Origin of the sequence: Streptomyces sp. NPDC090994 (genome assembly GCF_044768905.1) — a bacterium.
In the GTDB taxonomy this organism is placed as follows: domain Bacteria; phylum Actinomycetota; class Actinomycetes; order Streptomycetales; family Streptomycetaceae; genus Streptomyces.
This window is the reverse complement of sequence record NZ_JBIVWS010000006.1, coordinates 354,000-379,537: the sequence shown is the minus strand read 5'-3', so window position 1 is coordinate 379,537 and position 25,538 is coordinate 354,000. Positions and strand designations below refer to the sequence as shown.

General features: G+C 73.8%; 27 protein-coding genes. 16 read left to right on the top strand and 11 right to left on the bottom strand.

All coding sequences use genetic code 11. The features are described 5' to 3' along the window. Window positions 1-56 precede the first annotated feature (56 nt). Window positions 57-428, top strand: coding sequence for an antibiotic biosynthesis monooxygenase family protein (locus ACIQR3_RS16760; RefSeq protein WP_403539151.1), 372 nt, complete (start codon window positions 57-59; stop codon window positions 426-428). Between the two features lie 61 nt (window positions 429-489). Here the strand turns inward: ACIQR3_RS16760 and ACIQR3_RS16755 are convergent, their stop codons facing one another. Then, the gene (locus ACIQR3_RS16755) at window positions 490-1,374 is read right to left on the bottom strand and encodes an MBL fold metallo-hydrolase (protein WP_403539149.1); all 885 of its coding nucleotides are present in this window, start codon (window positions 1,372-1,374) and stop codon (window positions 490-492) included. Between the two features lie 111 nt (window positions 1,375-1,485). Between ACIQR3_RS16755 and ACIQR3_RS16750 the strand changes: the two genes are divergently transcribed. The 7 genes from ACIQR3_RS16750 to ACIQR3_RS16720 all read left to right on the top strand — a co-directional run bounded on the left by ACIQR3_RS16750 (window position 1,486) and on the right by ACIQR3_RS16720 (window position 5,915). Further along, on the top strand, window positions 1,486-1,644 hold the full coding sequence (locus ACIQR3_RS16750) for a hypothetical protein (RefSeq protein WP_403539148.1): 159 nt from the start codon (window positions 1,486-1,488) through the stop codon (window positions 1,642-1,644). Further along, window positions 1,631-3,028: an amidase gene (locus tag ACIQR3_RS16745; protein WP_403539147.1), complete on the top strand. Its 1,398-nt coding sequence runs from the start codon at window positions 1,631-1,633 to the stop codon at window positions 3,026-3,028. Before ACIQR3_RS16750 ends, ACIQR3_RS16745 begins: the two co-directional genes overlap by 14 nt. A 27-nt stretch (window positions 3,029-3,055) precedes the next feature. Next, complete coding sequence (locus tag ACIQR3_RS16740; protein WP_403539145.1) at window positions 3,056-3,619, top strand: TetR/AcrR family transcriptional regulator; 564 nt, start codon at window positions 3,056-3,058, stop codon at window positions 3,617-3,619. A gap of 125 nt (window positions 3,620-3,744) precedes the next feature. Then, a complete protein-coding gene (locus tag ACIQR3_RS16735) occupies window positions 3,745-4,647 on the top strand; it encodes an SDR family NAD(P)-dependent oxidoreductase (RefSeq protein ID WP_403539143.1) in 903 nt (300 codons plus the stop codon). Window positions 4,648-4,741: 94 nt separating this feature from the next. Continuing rightward, entirely contained in the window at window positions 4,742-5,308 is a 567-nt protein-coding gene (locus tag ACIQR3_RS16730; protein ID WP_403539140.1) for a TetR/AcrR family transcriptional regulator, read from the top strand. Between the two features lie 93 nt (window positions 5,309-5,401). After that, window positions 5,402-5,626 carry a hypothetical protein gene (locus ACIQR3_RS16725; protein ID WP_403539138.1) on the top strand — a complete coding sequence of 75 codons (225 nt, stop codon included), beginning with the start codon at window positions 5,402-5,404 and terminating at the stop codon, window positions 5,624-5,626. Next, window positions 5,619-5,915 carry a winged helix-turn-helix domain-containing protein gene (locus ACIQR3_RS16720; protein WP_403539135.1) on the top strand — a complete coding sequence of 99 codons (297 nt, stop codon included), beginning with the start codon at window positions 5,619-5,621 and terminating at the stop codon, window positions 5,913-5,915. Before ACIQR3_RS16725 ends, ACIQR3_RS16720 begins: the two co-directional genes overlap by 8 nt. On the opposite strand, the gene ACIQR3_RS16715 is transcribed toward ACIQR3_RS16720, so the two are convergent. Then, window positions 5,916-6,812: an ion transporter gene (locus ACIQR3_RS16715; RefSeq protein WP_403539134.1), complete on the bottom strand. Its 897-nt coding sequence runs from the start codon at window positions 6,810-6,812 to the stop codon at window positions 5,916-5,918. A 192-nt stretch (window positions 6,813-7,004) separates the two neighbouring features. Here ACIQR3_RS16715 and ACIQR3_RS16710 point away from each other — a divergent pair, with 192 nt between their 5' ends. From ACIQR3_RS16710 to ACIQR3_RS16695, 4 genes are all read left to right on the top strand, one after another. Further along, complete coding sequence (locus ACIQR3_RS16710) at window positions 7,005-9,323, top strand: esterase-like activity of phytase family protein (RefSeq protein WP_403539132.1); 2,319 nt, start codon at window positions 7,005-7,007, stop codon at window positions 9,321-9,323. Between the two features lie 75 nt (window positions 9,324-9,398). Further along, window positions 9,399-10,556, top strand: coding sequence for a sensor histidine kinase (locus tag ACIQR3_RS16705; RefSeq protein ID WP_403539293.1), 1,158 nt, complete (start codon window positions 9,399-9,401; stop codon window positions 10,554-10,556). A gap of 56 nt (window positions 10,557-10,612) precedes the next feature. After that, window positions 10,613-11,239 (top strand): response regulator, encoded by a 627-nt coding sequence (locus tag ACIQR3_RS16700; protein ID WP_403539290.1) that lies wholly within the window; start codon window positions 10,613-10,615, stop codon window positions 11,237-11,239. A gap of 88 nt (window positions 11,240-11,327) precedes the next feature. Then, window positions 11,328-12,482 (top strand): serine hydrolase domain-containing protein, encoded by a 1,155-nt coding sequence (locus ACIQR3_RS16695; RefSeq protein WP_403539130.1) that lies wholly within the window; start codon window positions 11,328-11,330, stop codon window positions 12,480-12,482. A 6-nt stretch (window positions 12,483-12,488) separates the two neighbouring features. Here the strand turns inward: ACIQR3_RS16695 and ACIQR3_RS16690 are convergent, their stop codons facing one another. The 6 genes from ACIQR3_RS16690 to ACIQR3_RS16665 all read right to left on the bottom strand — a co-directional run bounded on the left by ACIQR3_RS16690 (window position 12,489) and on the right by ACIQR3_RS16665 (window position 19,139). Continuing rightward, window positions 12,489-12,839, bottom strand: a complete 351-nt coding sequence (locus ACIQR3_RS16690) for a hypothetical protein (protein WP_403539128.1) — start codon at window positions 12,837-12,839, stop codon at window positions 12,489-12,491. 63 nt (window positions 12,840-12,902) lie between these two features. Continuing rightward, on the bottom strand, window positions 12,903-13,430 hold the full coding sequence (locus ACIQR3_RS16685) for a peptidoglycan-binding protein (protein WP_403539126.1): 528 nt from the start codon (window positions 13,428-13,430) through the stop codon (window positions 12,903-12,905). A gap of 188 nt (window positions 13,431-13,618) precedes the next feature. Further along, window positions 13,619-15,124: a helix-turn-helix domain-containing protein gene (locus tag ACIQR3_RS16680; protein ID WP_403539124.1), complete on the bottom strand. Its 1,506-nt coding sequence runs from the start codon at window positions 15,122-15,124 to the stop codon at window positions 13,619-13,621. 207 nt (window positions 15,125-15,331) lie between these two features. Then, on the bottom strand, window positions 15,332-16,654 hold the full coding sequence (locus tag ACIQR3_RS16675; protein WP_403539122.1) for a DUF3500 domain-containing protein: 1,323 nt from the start codon (window positions 16,652-16,654) through the stop codon (window positions 15,332-15,334). Further along, window positions 16,651-18,405, bottom strand: a complete 1,755-nt coding sequence (locus tag ACIQR3_RS16670) for a sensor histidine kinase (protein ID WP_403539119.1) — start codon at window positions 18,403-18,405, stop codon at window positions 16,651-16,653. The genes ACIQR3_RS16675 and ACIQR3_RS16670 overlap by 4 nt, the downstream gene beginning before the upstream one ends. After that, the gene (locus tag ACIQR3_RS16665) at window positions 18,402-19,139 is read right to left on the bottom strand and encodes a response regulator transcription factor (protein ID WP_403539116.1); all 738 of its coding nucleotides are present in this window, start codon (window positions 19,137-19,139) and stop codon (window positions 18,402-18,404) included. Before ACIQR3_RS16665 ends, ACIQR3_RS16670 begins: the two co-directional genes overlap by 4 nt. Window positions 19,140-19,639: 500 nt before the next feature. On the opposite strand from ACIQR3_RS16665, the gene ACIQR3_RS16660 reads away from it, so the two are divergent. Next, window positions 19,640-19,846, top strand: a complete 207-nt coding sequence (locus ACIQR3_RS16660; protein ID WP_215168069.1) for a cold-shock protein — start codon at window positions 19,640-19,642, stop codon at window positions 19,844-19,846. A gap of 351 nt (window positions 19,847-20,197) precedes the next feature. After that, on the top strand, window positions 20,198-21,688 hold the full coding sequence (locus ACIQR3_RS16655) for a DEAD/DEAH box helicase (RefSeq protein ID WP_403539114.1): 1,491 nt from the start codon (window positions 20,198-20,200) through the stop codon (window positions 21,686-21,688). Between the two features lie 162 nt (window positions 21,689-21,850). On the opposite strand, the gene ACIQR3_RS16650 is transcribed toward ACIQR3_RS16655, so the two are convergent. Further along, a complete protein-coding gene (locus tag ACIQR3_RS16650; protein WP_403539111.1) occupies window positions 21,851-22,228 on the bottom strand; it encodes a hypothetical protein in 378 nt (125 codons plus the stop codon). Window positions 22,229-22,360: 132 nt separating this feature from the next. Here ACIQR3_RS16650 and ACIQR3_RS16645 point away from each other — a divergent pair, with 132 nt between their 5' ends. Further along, window positions 22,361-22,699 carry a MerR family transcriptional regulator gene (locus tag ACIQR3_RS16645; protein ID WP_403539109.1) on the top strand — a complete coding sequence of 113 codons (339 nt, stop codon included), beginning with the start codon at window positions 22,361-22,363 and terminating at the stop codon, window positions 22,697-22,699. Between the two features lie 60 nt (window positions 22,700-22,759). On the opposite strand, the gene ACIQR3_RS16640 is transcribed toward ACIQR3_RS16645, so the two are convergent. Further along, window positions 22,760-23,674, bottom strand: coding sequence for a lysostaphin resistance A-like protein (locus ACIQR3_RS16640; protein WP_403539106.1), 915 nt, complete (start codon window positions 23,672-23,674; stop codon window positions 22,760-22,762). Window positions 23,675-23,746: 72 nt separating this feature from the next. Beyond that, the gene (locus tag ACIQR3_RS16635; protein ID WP_403539103.1) at window positions 23,747-24,694 is read right to left on the bottom strand and encodes an alpha/beta hydrolase family protein; all 948 of its coding nucleotides are present in this window, start codon (window positions 24,692-24,694) and stop codon (window positions 23,747-23,749) included. A gap of 102 nt (window positions 24,695-24,796) precedes the next feature. On the opposite strand from ACIQR3_RS16635, the gene ACIQR3_RS16630 reads away from it, so the two are divergent. Continuing rightward, window positions 24,797-25,531 carry a helix-turn-helix domain-containing protein gene (locus tag ACIQR3_RS16630; protein ID WP_403539102.1) on the top strand — a complete coding sequence of 245 codons (735 nt, stop codon included), beginning with the start codon at window positions 24,797-24,799 and terminating at the stop codon, window positions 25,529-25,531. The last annotated feature ends 7 nt before the right edge of the window (window positions 25,532-25,538 follow it).

Genomic DNA, 25,538 nt, shown 5'->3' with positions numbered 1-25,538 from the left:
GAGAACCGTCGGGAAAGGGCCTGCCCCGCCGTACGCCCACCCCCTACGGTGACGCCATGAGCGATCACCCGGAGACACCTGTCGCGCCCGTCGAGGCCTACGAACCCCCGTACTACGTCGCCGTGTTCACCACGGTGCGCACTCAGGACCAGGAGGGCTACCGCGAGACCAACGCCCGCATGGAGGAGCTGGTGAAGGACATCCCCGGGTACCTGGGGATGGACCACGCGCAGACCCCCGGCGGGCTGGGCATCACCGTCGGCTACTTCCGCGACGCCGACGCCCTCACCGCGTGGCGGACCGACGCCGAGCACCGCGCGGCACAGCGGCGCGGGCGGGACGAGTGGTACGAGCGGTACACGCTGCACGTGGCGAAGGTGGAGCGCAGCCACGGGTTCGTGCGGCGGCGGGACCGCGACGCCGAGTAGACCGGCAGCCCGACGGCCGCCCGACAGCCGAGGGCCGAGGGTCCGGGGCCGCCCGCAGCCGTCAGTTCCCCGCCACCGGCACCAACCGGTACCCCTCCCCCTCCGCCACCACCCGCCCCGCCGTCGGCGGGGGGAAGTGGGTGCCCAGGAGGAGGGTGTCCGTACCGGCGAGGGAGGCGAGCAGGGCGCGGCGGGTGGCCTCCGAGCGGGCCGGGTCGATGTCGACGCAGGCGCCGAGGGCCGGGTGGGCGAACTGCACCGGGTGGTGGACGCAGTCGCCGGTGATGAGCGCGGTGGCGCCGCCGCTGGTGAGCCGGACGGCGACATGGCCGGGCGTGTGGCCCGGCGTCGGCAGCAGGCGCAGGCCGGGGGCGAGGTCGGTGCCGTCCGGCGGGACGTCGACGAGGTCGAGCAGGCCCGCCTCCTCCACGGGAAGCACGGAGTCGGCGAACATCTGCCGCCGGGACGCGTCCAGGGCGTGCCCCGCCCAGAAGTCGCGCTCGGCGCGTGCGGTGACGTAACGGGCGTTGCGGAAGGTGGGGACCCACGCGCCGTTCACCTCGCGGGTGTTCCAGCCGACGTGGTCGGTGTGCAGGTGGGTCAGGACGACCAGGTCGACGGTGTCCGGGGCGAAGCCGGCGGCGGTGAGCCGGTCGAGGTAACCGGTGCGCAGGCCGTGCCAGGCGGGGTTGGCGCGGGTCTTGCCGTTGCCGATGCCGGTGTCGACCAGGACGCGCCGGCCGTCCGGCGCCTGGAAGGCGAAGCTGTGGCTGCCCAGGCGCAGGACGCCCGCCTCGTCGGCGAAGTCCGGGTGCAGCCAGTCCTGTTCGCGGACGAGGCCGGCGGTGGCACCGGGCAGCAGCCAGGCACCGGTCGCGGGCGGCAGCGGGGTCTCGTCGACGCGGTGGACGGTGAGGTCGCCGACGGTCCAAGTGGGGGCGCGCACGGGAGGACTTCCCTTCAAAAGCTAATCGTTTGCTTTTAGCCAGGCTAGGGCCTACGGTCAGCTAACGCAAACGCTTAGCTTTAACGTCGATGCCCAGGGAGAGACACAGGTATGTCCGCCCCCGCCCCCGATCCCGCCCCCTCCCCGGCGGCCCGCCAGGCCGCCCGGCACATCCACGCCGTCGTCTCGGTCCTGCGCGAGCTGGACCTCGGCGACACCCCGCCCGCCGCCGCCTACCGCGCCGAGGAGCCGAGCCGTGACGCCCGCTGAGCTGACCCTCGCCGCCGCCGCGGACGCGATACGGGAACGGCGGCTGTCGCCCGTGGAGTTGCTGGAGTCCGTACTCGACCGCGTCGAGGAGGTGGACCGGGACCTCGGCGCCTACGTCACCGTCACCGCCGACCGCGCGCGCCGCGCGGCGCGCGCGGCCGAGGCGGAGGCCGCCGCCGGACGCCTGCGCGGCCCGCTGCACGGCATCCCCATGGGGCTGAAGGACCTGATCGACGTGGCGGGGACGGCGACGTCCGCCAGTTCCCGGGTCCGGGACGGCCACCTGGCCGACGCCGACAGCACGGTCGCCGCGCGGCTGACGGAGGCCGGCGCGGTCCTGGTCGGCAAGACCCACACGCACGGGTTCGCCTACGGGCTGACCACCCCGCAGACCCGCAACGCCCGGGACCGGGACCGGGTGGCCGGCGGTTCGAGCGGCGGCTCGGCGGTCGCCGTGGCCTCCGGTACGGCGACCTTCGCGCTCGGCACCGACACCGGCGGCTCGATCCGCGTCCCCGCCGCGCTCAACGGCGTCGTGGGCCTGAAACCCACGTACGGCCTCGTCCCCCGCCACGGCGTGACCTCGCTGTCCTGGTCGCTGGACCACGTCGGCCCGATCACCCGCACCGTCGAGGACGCCGCCCTCGTGCTGCCCGCCCTGACCGGCCACGACCCCCGCGACCCGGCCTCCGTCCCCGCCCCGGCCCTCCACCGCCCCGGGCCGGACCCGGACCTGACGGGCCTGCGCGTCGGCGTGCCGCGGAACTTCTACTTCGACCACGTCGCCCCGGAGGTGGAGGCAGCCGTCCGCGGCGCCGTCGACCGGCTCCGCGACCTCGGCGCGCGGCTGACCGAGGTCGAGATCCCGCTGGCCCGCTACGTCCAGGCGGTCCAGTGGGGCCTGATGGTGCCGGAGGCCACCGCCTACCACGAACGCACCCTGCGCGACGTCCCCGACCGGTACGCGGACGACGTCCGGGTGCTGCTGGAGGCCGGGGAGCTGATGTCCGCCGGGGACCATCTGCGCGCCCAGCGCGCCCGGACGCTGATGCGCCGGGAGTGGGCCCGGCTGCTGACGGACGTCGACGTGATCGCCGCCCCGACGGTCCCGCTGACCGCCGTGCCCTCCGGCCGGGAGACGGTCACCTGGCCGGACGGCACGACCGAGACCGTCTCCGACGCCTACGTACGCCTGTCCGCCCCCGCCGACATCACCGGTGTCCCCGCGCTGACCTTCCCGGTCGGCCGGGACGGGGACGGACTGCCCATCGGGATGCAGCTGCTGGGACGCCCCTTCGAGGAGGCGGTGCTACTGCGGGCCGGGCACGCCTACGAGCGGTCGGCGCCGGCATGGACCTCTCTCGGCACTCCCTCCCTTGACTGACTGACCACTCTCCTACATGCTGTACACATGCCCAGGCCCAGGAGCGACGACAAGCGCGCGGCGATCATGACCGCCGCCACTCGGATCATCGCCGCTCAGGGGCTGGGTGCCGCGACGGCGGCGATCGCGAAGGAGGCCGGCGTTTCGAACGGGTCGCTGTTCACCTACTTCGCCACGAAAGCGGATCTGCTCAACCAGCTGTACCTGGAGCTGAAGGGGGAGATGGGGGCAGCCGCGCTCGGCGGCCTGCCCGCGGCCGACGCCCGCGCCCAGTTGCTGCACATGTGGTCACGCTGGATGGACTGGGCGACGGCCCATCCGTACAAGCGCCGCGCCCTGGCCCAGCTCCAGGTCTCCGACGAGATCACGGCGTCCACCCATGCGTCGGTGGGCCGGACCATGACGGGCATCGGGGAGATCCTGGAGCGCGGCCGGGCGAACGGCCCGATGCGCGACGCCCCGGCGACCTTGGTGTTCGCGCTGTGCAATGCCGTGGCCGAGGCCACCATCGACTACATCCTCGGCGACCCGGACCGCGCGGACGAGCACAAGCGGTCCGGTTTCGAAGCGCTCTGGCGCATGATCGGCTGACCCGCCCCGGCTCCGCTCCCTCCCCCACCCCTCCCCTCCCTCCCCTCCCTCCCCTCCCCTCCCCTGTCGACGCACACCCACCGATGACTGATCAGTCAGTCACCTAAGTTGCACTGAGGAGTGCCATGCCCGGCAAGGCCTACGTCATCACCGGCCCGACCTCCGGTTTCGGCCGCCGCACCGCCCTCGAACTGGCCCGGCACGGCACCGTCGTGCTGGTCGGGCGCGACGCCGCCAAGCTCGACGACGTACGCGCACGCGTCGAAGGCAGGGGCGGCGAGGCCGTGACCGTCGTCTGCGACCTCGCGGACCTGACGAGCGTGCGACGCGCCGCCGCCTGGATCACGCAGCTCGGCCTCCCGATCGCCGGCGTGCTCAACAACGCCGGCATCTTCCCCCACCGCCCCGGCACCAACGCCCTCGGCTGGGACATCGTCTACGCCACCAACCACATCGGGCCCTTCGTGTTCACCGAGACGCTCGCGCCCCACCTCGCGGACGGCACGCAGGTGGTGTTCGTCGTCTCGGCCGTGGAGGACCCGGAGCGCAAGCCCGCCACCCTGTCCGGTTTCCGCGGCGCCCGGTACATCTCGGCCGAGGCGAGCGCCCGTGGCGAGTGGCGGCCCGGCGGCTCGAAACTGCCCGGCGGAGACGCCTACGCCACGTCCAAGCAGGGCAACCTGGCGACGGTGCTCGCCTTCGCCCGCGAGACACCCCGGCTGCGGTTCAACGCCGTCGAACCCGGCTTCGCCCCCGGCACGAACCTCGGCCGTGACGCCGGCCTGTTCCTGCGGCTGCTGTCGAAGTACGTGCTCTCGCCCCTGGCCCCGCTCATCAAGTACTGGACCAACCCGGGCACCGCCGCTCGCGTGCTCACCCGGATACTCACCGACGAGTCGGACGCCACCGGTGTCTACTACGACGAGAAGGGACGTCCGATGCGGGGTTCCGCCCAGGTGCACGACCCGGCCTTCAACGCGCGGGTGGTCGCCGAGACCCGTGCGCTGCTGGAGACGGTTCCCGCCTGACCGGCCCGCCACGGCATCACTCACTAAAGCCAGACGTTTGCGTTAACGCCGTAGGATGAGCGGGTCGCCACGCGGTCGAGCAAGAGGTGGAGTCATGAGTCGCCGGCAGATGGTCCGGCCGGGCGGTCGCAGCGCCCGGGTCCAGGAGTCCGTCCACGCGGCGGTACGGGAGCTGGAGGCCGAGGTGGGCCGGGACGCCCTCACCGTGCCGCTGATCGCCCGGCGCGCGGGCGTCACCCCGTCCACGGTCTACCGCCGCTGGGGCGACCTGCGGGAACTGCTCTCGGACGTGGCCGTCGAGCGGCTGCGCCCCGAGACGGAACCGGAGGAACTCGGCGACCTCGCCGCCGACCTCACGGCCTGGGCGGAGCTGTTCCTCGACGAGATGGCCTCCCCCGCGGGCCGCGCCTACGTCCGCGACGCCCTGCTCGGCGACCCGGACGGCAGCAACGCCGGCCGGTGCTCGGCGTACGCGGCCGAACAGATCGACGTCGTCCTCGCCCGCGCGACCGCCCGCGGCGAGACCGTCCCCGACGTCGAGACGGTCGTCGACCGCGTGGTGGCCCCCCTGATGTACCGCATCCTCTTCCGCCCGACCGGCCTGGACACCGCGTACGCCCGGCGACTGGTGGCCGGGGTGCTGGGGCCGTCCGGTCACTGAGGAGGTCCTGCGCGAAACGGCCCCGGTACGGCGTGCCGGGTACCGTCGTTACCCCGTCAGAGGGCCGATCTCGACCGGGCGAGGGAACAGACTGTGCGTACCGCCACCGTGCCGGCCGACGGCGACCGGATCCGCCGGGCCGAGCGGCCGGGCCGGGCGCCGTCCCCCGTCCACGCGCACGGTCCGGCGGCGACGTCACCCGCCCGCTCCGCCGGGGCCGGGGCGTCCGTGACCGAGCGCCCGGACCGCGAGCATCCCGTCACGCTGGACCATCCGGCGGTCTTCGCCCACACCACCCCGGCGGCACTCGATGGCTGACGCACACGACTGGACCCCCGACCCGGCGAGTCACGTCTACGTGTACGTGCAGGTCGTGCACCACATCGCCGAGCAGATCCGGTCCGGGCGGTTGCCCGTGGGCGCGCGGCTGCCCGCCGAGCGCGACCTCGCCGAGCAGTACGGCGTGGCCGTCAACACCGTCCGCCGCGCCATCCGCGAGCTGCGCGACCGGGGCCTGCTCATCACCGTCCCCGTCAAGGGCACCTTCGTGCGCGCGGAGGAATCCCCCGCCGACCCGCCGCAGGACGCAGACGGCGACGCCGGCTGACTACCCGCGGCGGCCCGCCGCCGGGACTCCTGACGTCTCTTCCCGCCCCAGCTCCTCCTCCAGTTCCGCCAGCGCCCGCCGCGCCGCCTCCACGCGGCGCAGCAGCAGCCGTTGCCGTTCCTCGTCCGCCCGCTCCGGCGGCCCCGCGTCCCGGCCGTCCAGCTCCCGGGCCTCCTCCAGGGACGTGATGACGACCCCGATCAGGACGTTGACCAGCACGAACGAGGCGAGCAGCACGTAGGAGCCGTAGTAGAGGAGGCTCCAGCGGGAGATGTCCAGGCCCGCGTGGACCGCGTCGCCGATGCCGTCCAGGGTCATCAGCAGGAAGAGGGTGAGGACGGCGCGGCCGATCGAGCCGTAGTGCTCGGGGTCGTGCCGGCCGAAGAAGACCCAGCCCACCATGGCGTAGACGTAGAGAAGCAACGCGCCGACCAGCAGGAAGCTGAGCGTGCCGGGCAGGCTGCGGGCCACCGCGACGAGCACGACGCGCAGTTGCGGCAGGAAGCGGGCGGTGCGCAGCACGCGGGCCAGGCGCAGCAGCCGCAGGACGGTGGTGTTCTCGCGGACGACCGGCAGGAACGCGCACAGCACGACGGCGAGGTCGAAGAGGTTCCACGGGTCCTTGAGGAAGTCCCGGGGGCGGTCGGCGTGCGCGGCGAGCCGCAGCGCGATCTCGGCGGTGAAGGCGGCCAGGCAGACGTGCTCGGCCAGCCATAACCAGGGCCGCCACGCCGCCACCAGCCCGGAGTACGTCTCGACGCCCAGCAGTGCCGCGTTGGCGAGGATCAGGGTGAAGACGGCGACGGCGAACCACCGCGCCTCGACGACGGCACCGCACCGCCGGGCCAGGACCGTACGGGCCGCCCTGCCGGCCGGGGGAACGTACTGCTCGGACATCCTGCCGCCTTGCCTCCTCCACACGCGCTACCACCTCGCGTGATCATGCTCCGACCAGGCAATTTCTACAGCACTGTAGTGGGCGACGTAGGCGATCTTCGTCTTCCGTTCACCGGACCGTCGGCCGGAACCCGTCCCGGGGTGGCACCATCCGGCTTCCCAGTGGACGTATCTGGACGTACCGGAGGAACGATGCTGCCGAAGAGAACCTGTGCCGCGCTCGCCACGCTGGCCGTGACCGCGGGCACCCTGGCGGGTACCGCCTACGCGGGGACGGGGAAGGGCGCGGATCACGGCTCGCGGCAGCAGTCCGCCTTCGCGCGCACCGCCACCTACCCGGTCTTCCAGAACCGGCCCGCCGGTGAGGACGCCACCGCCCAGACCGTCGCCGAGATATCCGCGGTCAGCGAGGACGGCCGTACGCAGGTCTACACCGACGCCGCCGCGGGGCGCATCGGCTTCCTCGACATCTCCGACCCCGCCGCCCCCAAGGGCCTGGGCACGCTCTCCCTCGCCGAGCTGGGCGACGCCGAGGACGAGCCGACGTCGGTCACGGTCGTCGGCCCGTACGTGCTGGTCGTCGTCGACACCAGCGCGAGCTACACCGAGCCCTCCGGCCGCCTGGACGTCATCTCCCTGCGCGACCGGAAGCGGGTGGCCTCCCACGACCTGGGCGGGCAGCCCGACTCGATCGCGCTCAGCAAGGACAAGCGGTACGCCGCCATCGCCGTCGAGAACGAGCGCGACGAGGAGGCCACCCCGGCCGGCGGCGAGGAGGGCGACCTGCCGCAGGCACCCGCCGGGTTCGTGCGGATCGTCGACCTCAAGGGGGCGAAGCCCGCCGCCTGGGGCCTGCGCACGGTCCCGCTGACCAACGCCGACGGCTCCGCCCTCCCCGCCCTCACCGCCGCCGGGATCGCCGCGCCGACCGACCCCGAGCCCGAGTACGTCTCCGTCAACAGCCGCGGCCAACTCGTGGTCACCCTCCAGGAGAACAACGGGATCGTCCTCGTCGACCTCCCCACCGGCCGCGTCACCAAGGCGTTCAGCGCCGGCACGGCGACCGTCACCGGCATCGACACCGTCGAGGACGGCGTCATCGACCAGACCGGCTCGATCACCGGCGTCCCCCGCGAGCCGGACGCCGTCGGCTGGATCGACGACCGCTACCTGGCCACCGCCAACGAGGGCGACTGGAAGGGCGGCACCCGCGGCTGGACCGTCTTCGACAGCCGCACCGGCAAGGTCGTCTGGGACGCCGGCAACAGTTACGAGCACCTCGCCGCCCGCTACGGCCTGCTGAACGAGGGCCGTTCGGAGAACAAGGGCACCGAGCCGGAGGGCCTCGCCGTCGCCACGTACGACGGTGTCCGGTACGCCTTCGTCGGCTCGGAGCGCTCCAACTTCGTCGCCGTGTACGACGTCAGCAAGCCCACCGAGCCGGTCTTCAAGCAGGTCCTGGAGACCACCAACGGGCCCGAGGGCCTGCTGCCGATCCCCTCCCGCGGCCTGTTCGCCGTCTCCAGCGAGGAGGACGACGCCGACGCGGGCGTCCGCGCCACGGTCACCCTCTTCCGCCTGGGCAAGGCCACGGCCGCGAACACCGCCCCCACCCTCTCCTCCGCCACCTCCTCGGGAACCCCCGTCGGCTGGGGCGCGCTCAGCGGCCTGTCGGCCGTGCCGGGCCGCGCCGACGAGGTGTACGCGGTCACGGACGCGGCCTACGCCGACACCCGCATCCTCACCGTCGGCACCCACGGCAAGCAGGGCGCCGTGATCAAGCGCGCGCTGACCGTCAAGGACGCGGACGGCGAGGCCACCGGCTACGACGCCGAGGGCGTGTACGCCCGCCCGCGGGGCGGCTTCTGGCTGGCCGTCGAGGGCGAGACCGGTGCCGGCAACAAGCTCGTCCGCCTGGACCGCCACGGCGTCACCCGCCAGACCGTCGCCCTCCCCGCGGACGTCGCCGCCGGCCTCGGCTCGCAGGGCTTCGAGGGCGTCACCGCCACCACCGACGCGCGCGGCCACGAGATCCTCTGGACCGCCCTCCAGCGCCAGGCGAAGGGCGACCCGGAGAACGTCGTCCGCCTCGGCCGCTACGACGTGACGGCCGGCACCTGGAGTTGGTACGGCTACCGGCTCTCCACCACGACCACGGACGGCGACTGGATCGGCCTCTCCGAGATCACGGTCGTCGGCGACAAGCTCGCCGTCGTCGAGCGCGACAAGCTGAACGGCCCGGCCGCGAAGGTCAAGCGGGTCTACACCGTCCCGCTCCCCAGGACCGCCGCCCCCGCCGGCACGCTCCCCGTCCTCCCCAAGACCCTCGCCCACGACGTCCTGCCCGACCTGCGGGCGACCGACGGCTGGACCCAGGAGAAGCTGGAGGGCCTGACCGTCGCCGGCAACGGCCGCGTCTACGCCGTCACCGACAACGACGGCCTGGACGACTCCACCGGCGAGACGGTCTTCCTCGACCTCGGCAGCCGCCGCCAGGTCTTCGGCCGCTGACCTCCTGCGCCTCCCCCGGGTCGGTTAGCGTGTGGACCCGCTGATCCGGTCCGGGGGGGGACTCAGGTGAGAAGGCTGTTGCCGGCCGGCGTGCCGGTGTCCGACGTCGGCGTCGCGCTGCTGGTCCAGGCGGCGATGACGATGCCGTTCGTGGTGCCGCGCGGGCCGGAGCTGGAACCGGCGACCTGGACGGCGTACGGGGTGAGTTCGCTGAGCGTGCTGCCGCTGGTCTGGCGGCGGTACGCCCCCTTCGCCGTGCTGATCGCGGTCCTGGCGGCCGGCGGCGTCTACGGGCTGGCCGTGGAGGGCCCTGGGCAGCCGCTGCCGTACGCCGGGCTCCTCGCCGTCTACACCGTCGCCGCGCTCAGCCCGCCGGCCAAGCGGGTGGCCTGCGGGCTGGTGCTGCTGACGGCGGTACCGGTGGGCGTGTGGTTCAACACCCGCTCGGCGCGTGAACTGGGCTTCACCGCCATCGTGTTCGTGGCGGCCCACGCCTTCGGGCGGCTGACCGACGCCCGCCGCCGGGCGACCCGCGTCGAGGCCGAGCGGGCCGCCGCGCGGGAGAGGTCCCGGATCGCCCGGGAGATGCACGACATCCTCTCCCACGCGGTGAGCCTGATGATCGTCCAGGCGGAGGCCGGACCGGTGGCCGTGCGGGCGGCACCGGAGCGGGCGGAGGCCGCGTTCGAGGCCATCTCGGAGACGGGCCGCGACGCCATGACCCAACTGCGGGCCATGCTCGGCCTGTTGCGCGACGACGACGTACCTCAGGAGGACGACGACCCGCGCACCCCGCAGCCCGGTCTCGCGGACCTGCCCGCGCTCCTCGACCGCGTCCGGTCCGGCGGCCCGGCCGTGGTGTACGAGACGGCCGGAGACCTGCGCCCGGTACCGGCCGCCACCGGCACCACCGTCTTCCGGATCGTCCAGGAGGCGCTGACCAACACGGTCCGGCACGCGGCGGCCCGCACCGTGACCGTACGCGTCGCCCGTGACCGGGACGGCCTGCACGTCCGCGTGACCGACGACGGACGCGGCCCGCGCCCCGCCACCGGCCCCACCGGCTCCGGCGGCCCCACCGGCCCCGGCGGGCACGGGCTGACCGGCATCCGGGAGCGGGCGGCGGCCCACGGCGGCACGGCCGCCGCCGGACCGGGCCCGGACGGCCACGGCTTCGAGGTGAGCGTCCGGCTCCCCCTGCCCGCACCGACCCCCGTGGAGGCGACCCGGTGACGACGATCCGTGTCGTGGTCGCCGACGACCAGGAACTGGTGCGCGGCGGCTTCGCGATGATCCTGGACGTCCAGCCCGACATCGAGGTGGTCGCGGAGGCCGGCGACGGCGCCGAGGCGGTCGAGGCGGTGCGCCGACACCGGCCCGACGTGGCCCTGCTCGACATCCGCATGCCCCGCGTCGACGGCATCGAGGCATGCCGCGCGATCAGCGCCGCCGGGGGCTGCCGCACGGTGATGCTGACGACCTTCGACTCCGACCGGTACGTGTACGACGCGCTGCACGCGGGCGCCAGCGGCTTCCTGCTGAAGGACGTCCGCCGGGACGACCTCGTGCACGCGGTCCGGGTGGTGGCCCGGGGCGACGCGCTGCTCGCCCCGTCCGTCGCCCGCCGCCTGGTGGAGCAGTACACCCGCCCCGCCACCCGGCCCCGGCGCACCGACCCCCGCCTGGACCTGCTGACCGCACGCGAACGGCAGACCCTGCTGCTGCTCGCGCGCGGCCTGTCCAACGCCGAGATCGCGGCGGAGCTGGTGATCAGCGACCACACGGTCAAGACCCACGTCGGCAACGTGCTGGCCAAGCTGGGCCTGCGGGACCGTATCCAGGCGGTGATCTGCGCGTACGAGACGGGCCTGGTCACGGCCGGGGATCCCCCGCCCGGGGGAGTTCCCCGGCCCTGACTCCCGCCCGCGCGGGCGATCCGCCGCCGGCCGCCGTCCCGGAGGGTGGTGTCCGTCCGAACCACGGCCCATCTCACGGGAGTCGACCATGTGGAGCACCACCCGAACCCTGCTCGCCGCCGCGCTCGTCCTGGGAGTGGCGGCGGGCCCGGCCGCCGCCGCCCCGGCCGTCTCCGTACGGGCGTCGGCCCCGTCCGTGCGGGACGCCCTGGCCGGCGCCCTGGCCGGACTGCCGGCGGCGCACACGACGGCGGCCCTGGTACGGGTCGGCGGCACCGACGGCACCTGGCGGGGCAGCGCCGGCGTGCACGACCTGGAGACCGGCCGCCCGGCCGACCCGGACGGCCGCTTCCGCGTCGGCTCCGTCACCAAGGTCTTCACGGCCGCCGTCGCCCTGCAACTGGCGTCGGAGGGCCGGCTCGACCTCGACCGCACCGCCCGCTCCTACCTCCCGGACCTGATCCCGGCCTCGTACGCGGACGTGACCGTACGGCAGTTGCTGAACCACACCCACGGCATCCCGGCCCCCGACCTCCCCGGCTCCACGGTCGAGGAGGCGTACGCCAACCGCTTCCTCGTCCACGACGCCGAGGCGATGGTCCGCTCGGCGGCGTCGAAGCCGCGCGAGTTCGCCCCGGGCGAGGCGCAGCACTACCTCAACATCGGCTACACCGTCACCGGCCTGCTCATCGAGCGCGTCACGGGCGACTCCTACGAGCATCAGGTCACCCGCCGGATACTCGACCCGCTGCACCTGCGCGACACGTACGCCCCCGGCGCCGACCCGCGCATCGCCGGTCCGCACAACCACGGCTACCAGACGATGACCCTGGACGACGGCACGACCGGCCTGCGCGACGTGTCCGTGTGGGGCTCGACGGACGCCTGGGCGGCCGGGGACCTGATCTCCACCACGGCCGACCTCGAACGGTTCACGAAGGCCCTGTTCCGGGGCCGGGTCGTCCGCGGCCCCCTGCTGGAGGAGATGTTCACCCTCCCCGAGGTCGCCGACCACGAGACCGGCGACCCGGCGGCGTACTCCGTCGGCCTGTCGATGAAGAGGCTCGGCGGGCGCGAGGTGTGGGGCAAGACCGGCGGCCGGTGGGGCTACAACGCGGCCGTCTCCGCCACCCGCGACGGCTCCCGCACCCTCGTCTACGGCGTCCACTCCACCGACGCGAAGGGCGAGGGCATGAACCAGGTGGCGGAGGCCCTGATGGTGGCGGCCTACGGCAGGCCGTGAACCGGCCTACTCCACCACGGTGGTGTAGACCTTGCAGTCGGCGCAGCCCTTGTGCTGCGCCTTGCGGAACTTGCCGCTGGGGCTGGTGAGGGTCTTGCTGGTGGCGCCGTGCTTCCAGGTGCCCCAGCTGTCACCGAGGACACGCAGCCAGGCGTGCCCGTCGCACCATCCGTCGTTGCCCTTCGCCGTGACCGCCTTGGTCCTGGTGACCGTGCCGCTGTACGACGTCGCGCAACTGCGCTGCCAGTAGGCGAAGTTGCCCTCGTCGACGATGACCGTGTCCGCGGACGCCGTGGTCGTGGTGAGCATCAGGGCCGCGGCGGTCGCGCCGAGGACGGTCGCTATGCGCTTGCGCATGGGTTTCCTCCCGTTGGTGTGCGGTGCGTGGTGGGTGGCGCGTGGTGGGTGGCGCGTGGTGGGTCAGACGCAGGTGCGCTTCTTGTACGAGGCGGCCTTCCAGCCGCCGTCCAGGTGGAACCCGTGCCGCCCGCGCTCGTCGCGCCGCACGGTGAAGCGATGGGCGGCGCCCCGGTACGTCAGCTCCAGCCGCTTGCCGTCGGCGGTGCTGCCGGAGGCGAACCGCAACCGGCCGGCGGCCTCGGTGAAGGTGGCCTTGTCGGCCTTGCCGCTCGTGGGTATCCCCCAGCGGGACTGGAGCTGCCCGGTGCGGGCGCGGGTCTTGCTGCCGAAGGAGCCGTCGACCTCGGCGTTCCCGAGCAGGCCCTCCGCCCACAGCACCTTCTGCCACAGGCAGGCGGCGTTGGAACGCGGGTAGTAGCCGGTGTGCACGGTCTCGTCGGACCAGTCGTTGCGGAAGGCGCCGCTGCCGCTGACATAGCCGTCGGAGACAGCGGCGGAAGCGGGCGGTGTGCCCAGGGCCAGGGTGGCCCCGAGGGTGCCCACCACGACGGCGACGGCCGCACGCGGCCCGGCGGTACGGATGGTCATGTGTTCTCCCCCGTTGGTGTTCCGGCCGCCGGGGCGGCGGCCGGAGGGGGAGCCGGGCAGGGCGGGGCAGGGGCGTCAGCTCCCCCTGTTTCCCGCGCCCGCGCTATCCCCCCGGACGGGACAGACCATAGGGAGCGCCGTCGAGGGCGGACAATGCGCACACTGCGCAAGTGCGGGGCGGTGACTGCTCACGGTGCACGGTCGGCGCGGTCGGCGGCGCGGAAGGCGTGCACCAGTTCGTGGATGCCGGGGCCCGGGGCCAGGAGGCTGCGCGCGAGGAGCCGTTCGGCGGTGCACAGGTGGGCGCGCACGGTGGCGCGGCTGATGCCGAGGTCCCGGGCGGTCCGCTGGGCGTCGGTGCCGGCCTCGATCCAGGCCCGCAGGGTCCGGCGCACGGTACGGTCCGCGCCGGTCCGCAGGGGTTCGAGGAAGCCCCGGGCCCAGGTGACGGCCGCTTCGGTGGACAGCAGGGCGTCCACCGTGGGCCCGGCCCCGGACTCGGCCACGGTGGCGCCGTCGGGGGGCGCGTCGGGGGGCGGGAGGTCGGTGACCGCCAGGGCCAGGGCGAGGTCGGCGCGGTCGCGGGGGTCCTGGAGGTCGAGGCCGAGGGCGTGCTCGACGCGCCGGAGGTGGGCGGTGACGGTGTTGCGGCTGACGTCGAGCAGCCGTGCCACGCCGGAGCGGGGGAAGTGCAGGGCGAGACCGGTGATGTCGAGGGTGAGCTGGGGTGCCGCCCCGACCGGCGCCAGGAAGGCCCGCGCCCAGGCGAGCGCCGGCCGCCGGGGGAGCAGCCCGGCCAGCGGAGGGCGGCCTCGGTGGTCGGCGATCCGCTCGGGCGTGTGGCGGGCGACGGCCAGGGCGTGGCGGGCCTGGTCGTAGGCGCGTGCGGTGCCCGGCAGAGGCACGGGGGCGCTGATGCCCAGGGCGTAGTGCGGGTTGTCCCGGACCAGCGCCCGCAGGTGCGCGGCCAGGCCGGCGTCCGCGCCGTCGCCACCGCCGGGGTCCAGGGGCAGGAGGCCGATGACGTGGTCGTCGTAGACGGGGCAGCGCACCATCAGGGCGGGGCCGTGGTAGCCGGACGCGTCCTGGTGGGCGTCGATGAGCCTGCCGCGGTCGGCGGGCGGGCAGCGCAGCAGGTGGACGCGGAGGCGTTCGGCGTCCAGCAGCGGCGGGACGGCACCGGCCGTCATCCGGCGGGCCAGTGTCGGTTCTCCGGTCATCAGGGCCATGAAGACCGCCAGCCGCAGCCGTGCCGCCGCCTGCTGATAGCGCAGTGCGAGGTCGTCGGTCTGCCGGGCGCGGCGCACCACCTCGACCATGGCGCCGACATGGGAGGCCAGCTCCAGCGACTCGCGGGTCAGCGGTGCCGGGCCGGCCACCACCAGCACCGGGCGCGGCACCTGACGGCCCAGCGCTTCGCACCGTACGTGGACCGCGCCCACCTGCGCGGCGACGGCGGCCAGGTGCCCGCCCGACAACCGCGCCAGCACCGGCCGGACACCGGCCAGGAGGTCCGGCGCGAGCCGGGCGGTGGCCACCTCCACCTCGCCCGCGCGGTCGATCAGCGCGACCTCCGCGCCGAGCTGCCGCCCCAGCCAGTCGACCAGCGCCCGCACATCGGCGTCGGCGTCCCGGCCGCCGCCCCGGGCCCTGAGCTGACGCAGCAGCTCATCGAGCAGCCGGGGCGCCGGCATGACCCTCCTTCGCCGGGGTCCCGGACGGTGTGCCGACGTCCTCGAAGTTCGCCACACGCCCAGTGTGGCGAACGTGCTTGCGGAGGCGAGGGTCAATACGGCCAACCTTGACCGTCGTCCCCCGGCCTTCGACCGGCCGTCCCCCGGGCGTCCCCCGGCCGGGACCGGCCGGGACCTGCCGGTTCCGCCGGTGGACGGCGGGGCCGCTCAGTTGTGGTGCGGGGACGTCAGGTAGTGCTGGCGGAGCAGCTCGCGGCCGTAGTCGTTGCCGTTGGGCGTGCGGATGATGGAGTGGACGTGCAGCTGGGTCGGGGTGCCCTGGGTGGAGTCGTAGGCGCCGGCCAGCGGGCCGGGGGCCTGGCAGTCGACCTCGATCCAGACGACGGGGCTCTGGACGCGGACGTAGAAGGCCGAGTCGTCGGCGATGCCGCCGGCCCAGGTGACGTACGTGTCGTCGAGGTGCTGGCCGATCTCGGCCATCCGGACCTTCGCGGCGTCCGCCTTGGCGCGGTCCACGAACGCCCCGGCGATGGCGAGGAGCTTGGTGCGCTGGGCGGCGTTCAGGGTGTTGCAGCGCAGACCCTCGTACGCCTGGACCGCGTTGTCGGAGAACGCGCCGGCCTTCATCGACTCGGACGACTTGGTGTCGGAGGCGATGGCGGTCTTCTGCTGGGCGGAGGAGAGGGAGTTGATGAAGGCGAGGCTCGCCTCGACCTCCTCGTGACAGACCTTCACGGTCGTCCCGTCGATCTCCATCTCGGTCGGCTCCGAACCCCAGAAGCAGGGGCTCATCACGACCTGGTCGCCGAGCACGAAGTAGTTGATCACCAGGTGGTGGCCGTCGAACTGGAAGCCCCAGGGCTCGGTGGCCGACGGGGTGCCCATCACGGTCCAGTAGTAGGCGTCCTCGTTGAAGGCGTCCGTGTTGCCGATCGCCTCGCCGGCCGCCTGGTTGATCTGGCGGATCTTCTCCGTCGTCTCCAGGCCGTCGGCGCTGAGGGCCGACTTCAGCAGGGCGGTGCCCAGGGCCTTCTGCTCGTCGGTGAGGTCGGCGAGGGAGACGCCCTGGCGGGAGTAGCCGTCGACGTTGCTCCACAGGCGCCACTCGGTGGAGTGGACCGTGAACTGCGTCGACGTCCGCTGGTCGTCGGTGAGACCGGCCAGGAACGCCTCGGCGGCGGCGATCACCGGGGCCGTGGCGACCTTGGTGGAGTGGATCGAGTACAGGTCGTCGATCCGCTTGCCGTCGGTGGTCAGGCCGAAGAAGTCCTCGGTGATGGTCTGGTTGCCGGGGCCGCCCGCTCCCCCGCCCGGGGCGCCGCTCGGCGCGGCCGAGGGCGAGGCGGAGGCCGAGGCGTCGGCCGTGGTGGTGTCGTCGGCCAGAGCCGCCCAGGCGCCGGCGCCACCCATCGTGGCGACGGCCGTCGCGCCGGACGCGAAGAAGACCTTGCGCATGAAGGAACGGCGGTCCGCGTGGGCCCGGCGGCCCGTCTCCCGCTGCGGCTGTTCCCCGGTGTCGAGCTCGGTCATCGTCGCTGGCTCCCTTCAGTCCCGGCCCGCCCCTGCGGCCGGCCGCCTGATCGCCACCCTGGTCCGCCCAACTGAGTCCTGGCTGAAATCCCCGGACATTCACAGGTGGTGGACAGCGGGGCGGCGCCCGGCAGCGTCACCGTGAACTCGGTGCGGCCGGGCTGGCTCTCGACGGTGACCCGGCCCCCGTGCGCCCGGGTGATCGCGGCGGCGATGGCCAGGCCCAGCCCGGAGCCGCCGTTCTCGCCCGGCTTGCGGGAGCGGGAGGTGTCGGCGCGGGTGAAGCGTTCGAAGACGGACGGGAGCAGGGCGGGCGGGATGCCGGGCCCGTCGTCCCGTACCCGGACCAGGCGGGTGCCGGCCGGCGTCGCCTCCACGGTGACGTCGACCCGGGTGCCGGGCGGGGTGTGCGCGCGGGCGTTGGCGAGGAGGTTGGCGACGACCTGGGTGAGCCGGGCCGGGTCACCGGTCACCACGGCCGGGCCGTCCACGCGCAGCGCGAGCCGCCAGTCGTGGCCGGCGCCCGCCGCCCGCGCGTCCCACACCGCCTCCGCGACCAGGGTGGCGAGGTCGACCTCGACCGCCTCCAGCGGCCGGCCCTCGTCCAGCCGGGCGAGCAGCAGCAGGTCCTCGACCAGCCCGGTCATCCGGGCGGACTGCGCGGACACCCGGCGCCACGCCAGGCCCGGCTCGATGTCCGCCGCACCCCGGCCCATCAGTTCGGCGTACCCGGCGATCGAGGCGAGCGGGGTGCGCAGTTCGTGGCCGGCGTCGGCGAGGAAGCGGCGCATCCGCTCCTCGCTGCGCCGCCGCCCGGCCAGCGAGGACTCGACGCGGTCGATGAGGTGGTTGAGGGCGGCGCCCACCTGCCCGGCCTCGGTGCGCGGGTCGGTGTCCCGGGCGGGCACCCGGGTGAGGCGGACGTCCTCCCCGCACTCCAGCGGGGCGCCCGCCACCGACGCGGCGGTCGCCGCCACCCGGCCCAGCGGGCGCAGTTCACGGCGGATGACCACCGCGCAGACACCGCCCGCGGCCAGCAGCCCGGCGCCGGCGATGACCGCCTCGGTCACGGCCATGTGGTCGACGGCGTGCTGGACGTGGTCCATCGGGAGCCCGGCCAGCACCGGCGCGGTCTCGCCCGCGACGGCGGTCACCCGGTAGGTGCCGAGGCCGGGGACGGTACGGGTGTGCAGGGTGCCGTCGGCGGCGAGGCCGGCCAGCGCGGCGCGCTGCGCGGCGGTGAGGACCGTCCGGTCGCCGTCCCCGGTCACCACCTCGGCGGCGGTGACCCGTCCGGTGTCGTCGGCCGGGTCGAGGCGGGCCGCGACGGCACCGGTGGTCTGTCCCTCCTCACTGAGGTAGCTCAGGTCGGTGGCGCCGCCCGTGCGGTGGCGGGCGGCGCCCTGCGCGTGCTCGGCGGCGTCCCGCACCCGCTGGTCCAGGTCGGCCAGCAGGTGGGCGCGCTGCACCAGGATCGTGGTGACGCCCATCGCCGCGCACACGGCGCACAGCACCACGGAGGTGAACAGCACCAGCCGGGCTCGCAGCGACAGGCTCTTCGACCGGGGGAGCTTCGGCAGCGGGCCTTTCAGCAGTGGAAGCTTCGGCAGTGGGAGCTTCAGCAGCGGGAACTTCGGCAGTGGGAACTTCAGCAGCGGGTCTTTCAGCCGCGGTGACCGGCCCTTCAGCCGTCCCGGCATGGGCCCCGCGCCGAGGCCGGGGCCCCGCCACCGGCCCGGCACGACGCTCATGTGCCGTCACCGGCGGCCCGCAGCACGTAGCCGGCGCCGCGTACCGTGTGGATCATCGGCGCCCGCCCCTTGTCGATCTTCGCGCGCAGGCCGTAGATGTAGACCTCCACCAGGTTCCCCTCGCTGTCGAACGCCCCGCTCCACACCTCGCCGAGGATCTGCGCCTTGCTGAGCACCTGGCGCGGGTGCCGCATCAGGAACGCGAGCAGGTCGAACTCCTTGGCGGTGAGCGCGATCGGCTCCCCGGCGCGCTGCACCGTCCGGGTCTTCACGGACACCACCAGGTCGCCGAGGGCCAGGACGGACCCGTCACCCGCCGTCTCCTCCTCGGCGCCGGACCGGCGCAGCAGCCCGCGCAGCCGGAGCATGACCTCCTCCAGCGAGAACGGCTTGGTCACGTAGTCGTCGGCGCCCGCCGACAGCCCTTCGAGTCGGTGGTCCAGCGCGTCGCGGGCGGTCAGCATGAGCACCGGCAGCCGCGCGTCCTCGTAGCGCAGCCGCCGCAGTACCTGGAGGCCGTCCAGGTCGGGCAGCATCCAGTCCAGGACGACGGCGTGCGGGGCGCAGCCGCGGGCGAGGGTGAGGGCGCTGCGGCCGTCCCGGGCGAGGAACGGCCGCCAGCCGGCCTCGGTGACGGCCCACGCCAGCAGTTCGGTCAGTTCGGGCTCGTCGTCGACGATCAGGACCCGGACCGTGCCCGGGCGGGCGGTGGGGACTCCACGGACGGCAGGCATACTCACACCCTGTCCCGGAACGCTGAGAGCGCCCTGTGGGCCACCCGTCGCACGGCCGTGAAGCGGGCCGGCGCCTGAGGGGTCACCCGGGTGGGCGGCTGGGGCGCCTGTGGCGTTTGTCTCGCCGGGGGTCGGGTCCCGGGCCGGCCCGCACTCCCGTCCCCGGCCCCGCGTCCGGGGGCGTCGCGCGGGCGTCGTGGGAGGTCACGGCCGTACGGGCACGGGCCGGGCACGGGCCCGGACCGGCGACCCTGCACCGGGAGCGGAGCAATATCTGTGCCGGCGACGTAAGAATTTTTCGCGACGTCCGGTGAATATTCCCGGAAAGGGTACGCGGACAGCCCCCAGCTGCGGAAATCCCCGCCCCCTGCGCCGATCGTGCCGTGCTAGTGTCGACATCAGTTGCAGTTGGTTGCCAGTCTTTCCGACGGGGTGATCATCGCGGCGACCGAAGTGCACACAGGGTGTGCTTCGTGCACCGTCCTCCAAAGGAGATTCTCATGGCTTCCGGCACCGTGAAGTGGTTCAACGCCGAAAAGGGCTTCGGCTTCATCGAGCAGGACGGCGGCGGCCCCGACGTCTTCGCCCACTACTCCAACATCCAGGCCCAGGGCTTCCGCGAGCTCCTGGAAGGTCAGAAGGTGACGTTCGACATCGCGCAGGGCCAGAAGGGCCCGACGGCGGAGAACATCGTTCCCTCCAACTGACGACGCCGTCAGTCAGCTGACGCGTACTTCACAGCTGGGGCCCGCACCGTGGGGTGCGGGCCCCAGCTCATTGCATTCCGGGGATTTCAGGGGGTACGGGGTTCCAGGGGTTCGGGTTCCTGGGTTTCAGAAGTCTCGGGTTCTTCCGAACTTCCAGAGCCTTCAGGGAATTTCAAGGATTTCCCTCCCGTTCAACGGAACGGACTCGACCACCGGTCGCCGGTCCGTGTATCCATCCCCCTGTCCCCTCGCCTCCCGGCCCCATCGCTCCCGGCTCGTTCTCGCGATTCTCTGCGCCGTTTCACCGCTGCGGGAATTCCCTGGCACGTGCCGCGTCAAGGAAGGTTCCGTATGAACCGTGCACGTGCCGACCGCCCGTACGACCGCTCCGGCTCCGCCGGCAAGCGCTCCGGCGGGCCCCGCCGCCGTCCCCAGGGCGGAGGCGGACGCCGTCCGGCCGCGTCCCAGGGCGGCGAGTTCGCGCTGCCCAAGACGATCACGCCCGCGCTGCCCGCGGTCGAGTCGTTCGCCGAACTCGAACTGCCCCCGCGGGTGCTGGCCACCCTCACCGCCGAGGGCATGACCGTCCCGTTCCCCATCCAGGCGGCCACCCTGCCGAACTCCCTGGCCGGCCGGGACGTCCTCGGCCGCGGCCGGACCGGCTCGGGCAAGACCCTGGCCTTCGGCCTCGCGGTGGTCACCCGCACCCAGGGGCAGCGCGCCGAGTCGAAGCGTCCGCTCGCCCTGGTCCTGGTCCCCACCCGGGAACTGGCCCAGCAGGTCACCGACGCGCTCACCCCGTTCGCCCGCTCGGTCGCGCTGCGGCTGGCCACCGTGGTCGGCGGCATGTCGATCGGCCGGCAGGCCGGGGCGCTGCGCTCCGGCGCCGAGATCGTCGTCGCGACGCCGGGCCGGCTCAAGGACCTCATCGACCGCGGCGACTGCCGCCTCGACGACGTCGCCGTCACCGTCCTGGACGAGGCCGACCAGATGACCGACATGGGCTTCATGCCCCAGGTCACCGCCCTCCTCGACCAGGTGCGCCCGGACGGGCAGCGGCTGCTGTTCTCCGCCACCCTGGACCGCAACGTCGACCTGCTGGTCCGCCGTTACCTGTCGGACCCGGTGGTGCACTCCGTCGACCCGTCCCAGGGCGCCGTCACCACGATGGAGCACCACCTGCTCCACGTACTGGACGACGACAAGCAGCGCACGGCCACCGAGATCGCGGCCCGCGACGGCTCGGTGATCATGTTCCTGGACACCAAGCACGCGGTGGACCGGCTCACCAAGCACCTGCTGAAGAGCGGCGTGCGCGCGGCGGCCCTGCACGGCGGCAAATCCCAGCCGCAGCGCACCCGCACCCTGGCCCAGTTCAAGAGCGGCCAGGTGACCGCGCTGATCGCGACCAACGTCGCGGCCCGCGGCATCCACGTCGACAACCTCGACCTGGTCGTCAACGTCGATCCGCCCGGTGACCACAAGGATTACCTGCACCGCGGTGGCCGCACCGCCCGTGCGGGCGAGTCCGGCAGCGTGATCACCCTGGTCACGCCCGGTCAGCGCCGGGAGGTCAGCCGGCTCCTGTCGGCGGCCGGGATCGTCCCGCAGGTCACCCGGGTGCGGCCGGGCGAGGAGGAGCTGAGCCGGATCACCGGCGCGCAGGAGCCCTCCGGCGTCCCCGTCGTCATCCCCGCGCCCACGCCCTCCCCGGAGCGTCCGCGGCGTGCGCAGTCCGGCGGGGGGTCGGGTTCCGCGCGGCGCGGCCGTCGCCGTTCCGCGGCCGGCGGCCGGACCGGCGGCGGTGCGCCGCGGCGGCAGGGGACGGGCGGCACCCGCTGACCCGTACGGCCGCGACGCAGCGGTTCATCGGTTCGATCAGTTTGATCGGTTCACCGGCTCGTTCGGTTCACCGGCTCGTTCGGTTCACCGGCTCGTTCGGTTCACCGGCTCGTTCGGTTCACCGGCTCGTTCGGTTCGATCGGCTTGATCTGCTTCATCGGTTCATCGGTCTGAGTAGCTGAAGTCGCCTACGGTCCAGGCGCTGACGTCCCTGATCGCCACCCGGTACATCCCTCCCGTCTCGGGAATCCCGAGACTGCCCTGGAGGATGCGCGCGAGGTGGAAGTGCAGATGCGTCGGCGCCTGTTCGCCGGGCCGTTCCCGCTCCTTCTCCCGCTGTCGGACGAAGGCGTCGGAGAACGGGCTCAGCCGGTCGGAGGCGCGCAGCACCTCCGCCACCCGCTCCCTCCAGGTGGCTTCCGGAGCCAGGCGGCCGGTGATGACGGCGCCCTGGGCGACAACGGTCAGTGACATCTGATTGCTCGGCTCCGACTCCACCATGGCGGCGATGGAGACGAGCAGCTCATCAGGGTTCGGCATGGGATCGAGTCTATGGGTCACCCGCGGGGGCCCGGCCGCCGCGGCGGCTTTGCGGCCCGATGGTGTTGAATTCCCCAGGGGCCCGGCGCCGTACGGCGCCGGGCCCCTGGACGCGTTGCACTACGAGGTGACATGACAGCAGGCAATCCGCTCAGCGAACGGCTGGACGACGACGACTACCCCGCGTACACCATCGGCCGGGCCGCCGAGATGCTCGGCACCACCCCCGGCTTCCTGCGGGCCCTCGGGGAGGCTCGTCTGATCACCCCGCTCCGCTCCGGGGGAGGTCACCGCCGGTATTCGCGCTACCAGTTGCGGATCGCCGCACGGGCCCGCGAACTCGTCGACCAGGGCACCCCGATCGAGGCCGCCTGTCGCATCGTCATCCTGGAGGACCAGCTGGAAGAGGCGCAGCGCATCAACGCGGAGTACCGGCGCGCGGCCGGCGAGGAGACGGGCGGCACCGGCTGAAACGGGCGCCCCGCCTCTCGCCCCGGTCGGGGCGGGAGACGGGGCGGACGTGCCCGGAGGTCAGACGCCGGCCGGGTCCCCGGCCCGCGGGGCCGGCGCCGGGGTGCCCGGGGCGGCGGGCCCGGCCGCGGAGCGGTGGGTGACCAGGAGCAGCGCCACGAGGATCAGCTGCATGCCCATGATCAGGGCCTGGGTCACCGGGGTGTCCACGCCCAGCAGGATCATCGTCGTGTTGACCGCGAAGTGCACGGCGATCGAGGCGACCACGCCGGCCCGCTGGTAGGCGCAGGTGACCAGCATGGCCATCGGGATGTTGCCTGCGGCGAAGAGCACGCCGCCGGGGGTGGCGAGGCCCAGGTCGTGCTGGACGGTCCCGTCGATGAAGAACAGCGGCAGGTGCCACACGGCCCAGACGACACCCAGGATCAGGGTGACCGGGAAGAGTCCCATCGTGGCGCGCATCCTCGGGTACGCGGTGCCGCGCCAGCCCGGTTCCTCCGACAGGGGGCCGGAGACGATCATGCTGACCAGGAACGCCGCCGGGCCGCCCATGCCGTTCATCACGTCCTTGGCGTCCGTCCAGCTCGGCGCCGGGCCGCCCGCGGCGTTCCCGATCACCGCGGCGGCCAGCACGGCCGCCGAGGCCAGCACCATCAGCAGCAGCGCCCAGGGCAGGGCGGCCGGGCGGTAGCGCACCGCGTGCGGCGGGACCGGCTCGCCCCGGCGGCGGCGCCGGACGCGGATCACCAGGGCGCCGATCAGCGGGCCGAAGGCGCCGAGGAGGAAGGGCGCGTACGCGGGCTCGCCGCCCGTCGCCGGTCCGCCGATCGCCATCGCGCCGCCCCAGCAGGCCCAGCTCACGGCGAAGGCGATGACCATGAAGAGGATCAGGTCGGCGCGGCGGCGGTCGGGGGTGGTCGGGGTCTGGGGGGTGGTGGGGGTCTGGGGGGTGAGGGACGTGCGTGAGGTGGGCATGCCAAGTAATCCTTTGCCGGGTGTCCGGAGAGGTTTGTGTGGGGTGGGGGGCGCGCGCGGGGGCGTCCGAGGTCAGGAAGCGGTCGTGCGCCCCTCGGCCGGGGATGCCGCCGGGGCCGCGTCCAGACGGCGGGCGAGCCACTCGGCGACGAGGTCGAGCAGGCCGGCGTCGACCGGCTCGCGCAGCAGCCGGCGGTAGCCGTTCAGGGTGGGGCGTCCGGGGTCGCGCCGCAGGACGTGGGTGAGGTCGGCGACGCGGTGGGTCTCGGCGCCGCCGGGGACCAGCCGGGCGATCTCCTTCAGGTCGTCCGGGTCGACCTGGAGGTCCTTGTCGCCGGTCACGGCGAGGACGGGGGCGTCGATGGCGGCGAGGTCGTCCCGGCTGTCGTGGGCGAGCAGCTCCCGCAGCCAGCGGGCGTTGACCTTGCTCCCGGCCACCCGCGCCACATCCGTACGGGTCCTCTTCACCCGGGCGAGGACCAGGCCGCCCAGCCCCGCCAGCGGCCGGCGCAGCAGCCGGACGGGGGCGGGCATGCTCGCCACGACGGAGCGGCCCTGCCAGCGGAAGGCGTCCTCACCCGCGTCGGCGAAACCGGCCAGCAGCACCACCGCCCGCAGGTCCGTGCGGGCGGCCAGGGACATGGCGTGCAGCGCGCCCTCGCTGTGGCCGATCACGCCGACCGCGTCCGCGCGGACGTCGGCCCGGTCCGCCAGGGCGCGCACGGCCGCCGCGGCGTCCCGGCGGTTGTCGGTGAAGCCGGCGGTCCGCCAGTCGCCGGGGGTGGCACCGCTGCCGCGGCGGTCGTAGCGCAGGGTGGCGATCCCGCGGGCCGCGAGGGCCTCGGCCACCGGCCGCGCCAGGTCCATCCTGAGCTTCGGGGCGTTGCCGTCCCGGTCCAGCGGGCCGGAGCCGTGCAGCAGCAGGACGGCCGGGTGCGGGCCGGGACCGGCGGGCAGCGTCAGGGTGCCGGCCAGCGGGGTCCCGTCGTCCGCGGTGACCGTCATGTCGATGTCGGGCAAGGCTCCGCCCCTTCGTCGCGCGGTTCGTCGTTCGTTCGTACTTCGTCGTGCGCTCTTCGTTCTCAACAACGAGAACGTTATCAGATGTGAGACCATGAAGTCATGGCTACCGCGAACCTCCTCCTCCACCCGGTCCGGATGCGCATCCTCCAGACCCTGGTCGGCGCCGGTGAACTGACCACCGCCCAGCTCCGGGAACGCCTCCCGGACATCGCAGCGGCGACCATGTACCGGCACGTCGCGACCCTCACCAAGGCCGGCATCATCGAAGTGGTCCAGGAAAGACCCGTACGCGGGACGGTCGAACGCAGTTACCGGGTCCGGCAGGACGCGGCCCTCGTCGACCAGGACGCCCGCGCGGCCATGACCAAGGACGACCACCGGCAGGCCGTCACCGTCTTCACCGGGGCGCTGATGGACGGCTTCGACCGCTACCTCTCCCGGGACGACGCCGAACCCGCGCGCGAGGGCGTCCTCTACCGGCAGGGCGCGGTGTGGGTGACGCCCGAGGAGTTCACGGACCTGGTGGCCGAACTGGAGGCCCTGGTCGCCCGCCGCACTCACCACACCCCCGGAGACGGCCGTATCCGGCACATCATCAGCCTCGCCCTGGTGCCCGACAAGGCCGGGGAGACGGAGGAGACCGGGGAGGCCGGGGAGGCGCGGGAAGCCGGGGAGCGCGAGGAAGCCGGGGAGCGCGAGGAAGCCGGGGAGCGCGAGGAAGCCGGGGAGCGCGAGGAAGCCGGGGAGCGCGAGGAAGCCGGGGAGTGCGAGGAAGCCGGGGAGGCGGGCCGGGCGCCGGGTGCGGAAGGGTCGCCTCCGCCGCCCGCTGGCTAGTCTGCGC